We start from the raw sequence: 5,632 nt of genomic DNA on the forward strand, positions 1-5,632 counted from the left end.
CCACAGCATCCCTTACAGTGTAGCACAGCCCTTGGAGAGGGGCTCTAATAACTACTACTCTATAATACAAGGAGGTTGCTTTCGGATGAAATGCAGCAAAGGAAAAAGGGGAATCGTGCTGGGATGTATGTTACTGGTGGTGGGCTTGTCTGCGTGCAATGCTTCGGACGCGGTCGTTACCAGTGACGATTTGCAGCCCAGCAGCAATGTGGAGGCTGCACTGGCACAACAAGCTGGTGGCGGCCAGAATTATCAGTATGTCTGGATGGCAGAAGACGTGGATGCAACGATGGAACAATATCGGATTGCATATACGCAGAAACTGGATGAAATGTTCAAAGACGCACAGTCGGGAGAACAGGTGACGCAGGAAGAATATAGTTACGATGATTATAAAGCGGCAATGGAAGAGGAACTGGAGTTTGTTCGCCAAGAGCTGGAAGAAGAGCATCTGCTGGACCCCGTGGTCAGTGCGCAAGAAGCGGCTAATTTGGCAGGACGCATTTTGGAAGAAAATTACGGGATTGATTTATCACAGAGAGAACTGCGCCTCAGCTGTGCAAATGGCTTGGTAAACAATACAGAACGCCTTCAATGGCGCGCCATTTTGGACGAAGATGCAGATGGATCGTTGTTCAGCTCATCCGCCGCCAGTGTGATGCTGGACGCCACAACCGGAGAAATTGTGGTGGCAGAGTATTACCCGTCGGCGGAAGAGTATGAGGACATGCGCAGCAATCTTCCGGCTTGTTATCGCACGGCGGAAGATCCGGATGTGGAGGGCGTCTATGGCTTTTACGATGTGGAGGATCCGTCTTTTCCGCAATTCCGGGAAAATATTGCCGAACAGATCCGCGCGTCTCTTACGCAAAGTGTTCTGGCAGAGGGCGCTGCTGTGCGCGACATTGAGGTGAGTACAACGGATGGCGCTGTAAAAAATGAGTATCTTTCGGTATCAATTACTTACGATAATGGGAACACGGCGCTTTTGACGATGCTTCAGCCTTACGTATGTGTTTCAGAATATCCTTTGCGAGGCTTTCAGTATGGAAACCTTTCGTACGGCAAGGCCTAGAATACGACCGGTTTACAGGACACTGCAAGAGTTTGTATGAGTTGATTTTTGTGTGTTCTTCTCTCCCACAGGAAAATCTTTTTAAGTTTTTTAAGAATTTTTTGATACAATATCGACACATCTTCGGGTTATAATCAAACTTGCAAAGAACGGGGGGAAGAGAATGCGGGATCAGTACAGTGGCGCACCAAGTACACGAAGGCGCCCGACCGCTTCCAGACAGGCGGCAATACATCGCAGGCGAATGGCTGCGGCAAGAAGGCGCCGTCGCCGAAGAAGAATGCTCATCAGCGCTTGCGCTTTACTTGTTGTTTTGATGACGGCGTTTCTTTTGAAAGGAGTTTTCCAAAAGGAGGAATTGCAGAGCTCTACTTCACAAGCGGATTGGAATTCAACCTCTCAGGAGAGCGATGGGACGATGATCTACGGGGAAGCACAGGACTCGGACGGGCATACACAGCCGGTTGCCTCTTATGAGTTTCAGACATCACCGCCCTATGTAGTGGCATTGGATGCCGGACATGGCGGATCGGATGTAGGAGCGGAAGGCGTGATTCAGGAAGTAGAGCTGACAGAGAGAACAGTGGATGACCTGTTTGCCCTGCTGGAACAGGACCCCAATTATACACCGGTTCGCTGTCGTGAGAATGGGGAAAATGCAACCAGTGGAGAGCGGGCTTTGAAAGCGGCTGAAGCAAAAGCCAGCCTTCTTTTGTCCATTCATGGCAATTCTGATCCGTATTCTGAAGATTCCTATGGGTTTGAGTGCTATCCGCAGCCGCCGGGACGCGTTCACCATGAAAGCGCATTGAGCTTTGCGCAGGCCATCGCCAGCCAATTTGGCGAGGCAGGGCAACGTCTGCGGGGCGAGAACGGTGTTCGCTATATTTATTATCAGGGAAGCGAAGAGACCGGATACGAAAAACAAGTGGTTGAGATCTCCGATGATTCGGTTCATGAAGAGGAGACATTCGGTTTGCTGGAAAAAGCTTCCTGCCCCGCCGTACTTGCAGAGCAATGTTTTGTGACCAGTCCTTCGGATGTCAGCGCATGGGGCAGTGAGGCGGGCTGCCAGGCCGCCGCCGAATGCTATTATCGTGCAATTTGTGCATTTTTTGGTACAACACCAATTGTTTAACAAAAAGAACACTCGCAAAGCCGGGGTGACATAAGAAAACGGCGGTTAAGCCCCGAAATTTTGGCGCATGAAACGCAGAAAGCGGTCCTGCAAGCAATTTGCTTGCAAGACCGCTTTTTTGTTCTTTTTCTCAAAATTTCGGGGCGCAACTGCTTGCACCGGGAAGGCGTCCCTTTTGATGCGGATGTAAGGAAAAACACCGAAGGCACCCTTTGTGGTTGTCGAGGCGGTTTGACGATGCAGCCGCGCAAAAGGGGCTCCTTCCCGGCGTCGTTTCCTTACGGAACCCCGGCCAAAGCAGGTGTTTTTTTGCGTTTGTGAAACCGGTCGGTGATTTGGTGCGTATAGAAAGGTGAAACATGTTTCGAAGAAGGCGAAAAGGAAGTGAGGCCTTGGAGAAGGAAACTTTGCTTGTGCAGCTTCAAAAACGGGATGAAGCTGCGCTGGAAGAATTGATTGAACAATACGGCGGTTGGGTTACAGCAACGGTTCGTGCAGCTGGCGCCGGCCTTCTGGAAGCACCGGATGTGGAAGAAGCTGCCGCAGAAACCTTTTTAAAGCTGTGGAATGCAGCGTCGAATATTGACCTTGCCAAGGGGTCGTTGAAATCCTATCTTGGCGCAGTTGCACGGAATGAGGCGCGCAGCCGGGTACGTGCCCTTCGTCCGGTACTGCCTATGGAAGAAGATTTTCTCTCGCAGGCGGATGAACAGTTACAACAGCACCTTGAACGAAAAGAACAGAGTGCGATCATACGGAAGACGCTGGACTTTCTGGAGCCGGTTACAAAAGAAATCTTTCTGCGCTACTATTACCAGCGGCAAAAGGTGGCCGAGATTGCCGAAGAATTGGGCATGAACCCGTCCACTGTCAAAAGTCGACTGGCAAGAGGCAGGGATGTGCTGCGCAGAGCTTTGCAGGAAAGGGGAATATCGCATGAAGACGTGGTTTGATTGGATGGATGATTGCTATGTGCCTGCTGTAATGAAAATATCAGATGCACAGACAACGCAGAGAATAAAAGCAAGAGTGCAGGAGCGTTTGGCAGTTCAGACGCATCGTGCAAAGCGTTTTTCATTCCGCCGGGTGGCGGTTCTGGCGGCAGCTGCGGCGCTGGCAGTGTGCATTGGTGTGGGAGCGATGGCTGCATCAGTGTTTCCCTGGGACGGTGTGTTTGGAACGTTCTTCGGTGCTGGTGCGCAGAGCCAAGCTGCTTCTCTGGGCATGCCCGGTGAGGGGTTGGCGCTCAGTGCGTCAAATGGAGGGTGTACGCTGACTCTGGAAGGGGTACTGTTTGACGGGGAGCAGATGTACTTGCCGTTGACGCTGACGATGGAAGACGAAACACCGGATCCAACTCTGTCTTATTATGCAATGGGGCAGACGGCGGGCGGTGAAAGCGGTGCTTCCCGCGTGCTGGAAGATGAAAATCTGAGCGATCATTCCGTCAAATTGATGTGTACGCTTCAGGGGGGCAATTGGCAAAGCGGGGACACCATTACCTGGAATATTCAATACCTTTATGCCACCCGCCCAATGGAGAACGGAACGGAGGTAGCTTGGGAAAAAGAGGGGAATTGGAGTTTCACTTTTAAAGTGCCCCAAGCCGAGCAGGTGCAGGCGCAGATGGTTTCGGCGGGAACATCCGAGCCGGTGACGGGAGTTTTGATAGCGCAGATTCGTCTTACTCCAATGCGGGTGACGGTGGTGTTTGACGGCCTGCCAGAGGAGGCCGGTGTGCGTGACACGCTCAGTGAGGCACAAATCATTTTGACATTATCCGATGGAAGTACATGCACCATGGGAACTTTCGAAGAGGAGGTGCGCGCGGCGCAGGGGAGTATCGACGAAAAAACCTCTCCCATTGATGGTGCTTATTATGAGGTGAGCTGTGAGTACGGTGAATTTATCGCTCCGGATGAAGTGGAAGCGGTCTCCATCAACGGTCTTCAAATTCCAATTGAATAAAAAAACAGAGGCGGATTGCAGATCCGCCTCTGTTTTGGTTTTATAAGTATCGTCTCAGCCAATCACCTTTTTTGAAATACAGGAACATCAAAATCGAGCTGATGCCCCAGGTGAGCGTGTAGCCGAGGAAGACAAACTGAATGATGTGCGCCACGGAAAGGGAGCCGAGTACCCATGCCATGCGTAAAAAACACCAGCAGAAAATCATGATGATCATGGGAACGGTGGTGGCGCCGGCGCCGCGCACGATACCGGTCAGTGTGTGTGTAATACTGAGGAAAAAGTATCCGGGAACCAGCACCTGCATCATGGAAACGCCATAATGGACAACTTCCGGTTCACTGTTGAAAATGGAAATGACCGGTTCTGCAAACAAAAGAAGAAAAACACTGACGCAGAATGTGGAAGTGAGCGTCAGGGCCGTGCCGGTTTTGGCGGCGCGGCGGACGCGGTCGATTCGGCCTGCGCCGATGTTTTGCCCCGTGAAAGTCGTAAGAGACATCGAAAAGCTCATAAGTGGAAGAATGGCAAACCCGTCGATTTTCGTATAGGAACTGCAGCCGGCCATTGCCACGGCGCCGAAGCTGTTGATGGAGCTTTGCATGATCAGGTTGGAAAAGGAAATCACCGCGTTTTGCATACCGCCGGGAAGACCGATTTTGACAACCTGTTCAAGCACATCTTTGTGAATGCGGATTCGCCGCAGGTATACCCGATGATCGCCTTTGGCTGCCATCAGCCAGAGAAGCGTCAGAACGGCGCTGACTGCCTGTGCAATCAAGGTGGCCCAGCCCACACCGGCAATGCCCATGTGAAACTGTGTTACAAAGAGAACATCCAGAATAATGTTTAAAACGGACGATACGATCAGAAAATACAAAGGGGTCTTGGAGTCGCCGATGGCCCGTAGAATACCGCTTCCCATATTATAAATAAGTACGGCCAGAAGCCCCATGAAATAGATGCGCAGATAAAGAACGGCGTTGCTCATGACCTCGTCCGGCGTTCCCATCAGTTCCAGAATCCAAGGGGAAAGCGCAACACCCACGATGCTCAAAAGAATGCCGCATACAAATGCCAGAGCCATGGATGTGTGGACTGCGTGGGATACACCGTTTTGATCGCGCGCGCCAAAGCAGCGGGAGATGACCACGCCGGCGCCGGTTGCAAGGCCGGAGAAGAAACCGACCAGAAGATTGATGAGAGGGGCGCTGGAACCTACGGCTGCCAGTGCGTTGCTTCCAATGTAGTTCCCAACCACAATGGAGTCCACCGCGTTGTAAAGCTGCTGAAACAGATTTCCCAGCAAAAGAGGCAGCGCAAACAAAAGAATGGTTTTCCAAATAGGGCCTTCTGTCATTAATCCTTTGACCTGCTTGTCCATTTTACTTACCACCTTGTTTCGTCAGAATTTCACCAGCGACATGGAAGGCGGCGGTGCCATGGCACCG

At 51.5% G+C, this 5,632-nt stretch carries 6 protein-coding genes; 5 read left to right on the forward strand and 1 reads right to left on the reverse strand.

Features of this window, described 5'->3' with window-relative positions:
• Nucleotides 1-85 precede the first annotated feature (85 nt).
• From WMO24_RS01685 to WMO24_RS01705, 5 genes are all read left to right on the forward strand, one after another.
• Nucleotides 86-1,075: a hypothetical protein gene (locus WMO24_RS01685; RefSeq protein ID WP_349214440.1), complete on the forward strand. Its 990-nt coding sequence runs from the start codon at nucleotides 86-88 to the stop codon at nucleotides 1,073-1,075.
• Between the two features lie 418 nt (nucleotides 1,076-1,493).
• On the forward strand, nucleotides 1,494-2,213 hold the full coding sequence (locus WMO24_RS01690; RefSeq protein ID WP_349214442.1) for an N-acetylmuramoyl-L-alanine amidase: 720 nt from the start codon (nucleotides 1,494-1,496) through the stop codon (nucleotides 2,211-2,213).
• Nucleotides 2,214-2,273: 60 nt separating this feature from the next.
• Complete coding sequence (locus WMO24_RS01695) at nucleotides 2,274-2,534, forward strand: hypothetical protein (protein WP_349214444.1); 261 nt, start codon at nucleotides 2,274-2,276, stop codon at nucleotides 2,532-2,534.
• A gap of 71 nt (nucleotides 2,535-2,605) precedes the next feature.
• Nucleotides 2,606-3,166, forward strand: coding sequence for an RNA polymerase sigma factor (locus WMO24_RS01700; RefSeq protein WP_349214445.1), 561 nt, complete (start codon nucleotides 2,606-2,608; stop codon nucleotides 3,164-3,166).
• Complete coding sequence (locus WMO24_RS01705; RefSeq protein ID WP_349214447.1) at nucleotides 3,150-4,181, forward strand: DUF4179 domain-containing protein; 1,032 nt, start codon at nucleotides 3,150-3,152, stop codon at nucleotides 4,179-4,181. Before WMO24_RS01700 ends, WMO24_RS01705 begins: the two co-directional genes overlap by 17 nt.
• A 40-nt stretch (nucleotides 4,182-4,221) precedes the next feature.
• Here WMO24_RS01705 and WMO24_RS01710 read toward each other — a convergent pair whose 3' ends face one another.
• Complete coding sequence (locus WMO24_RS01710; RefSeq protein WP_349214449.1) at nucleotides 4,222-5,565, reverse strand: MATE family efflux transporter; 1,344 nt, start codon at nucleotides 5,563-5,565, stop codon at nucleotides 4,222-4,224.
• Between the last annotated feature and the right edge of the window lie 67 nt (nucleotides 5,566-5,632).

The sequence above is a fragment of the Ruthenibacterium intestinale genome, assembly GCF_040096265.1.
In the GTDB taxonomy this organism is placed as follows: domain Bacteria; phylum Bacillota; class Clostridia; order Oscillospirales; family Ruminococcaceae; genus Ruthenibacterium; species Ruthenibacterium komagatae.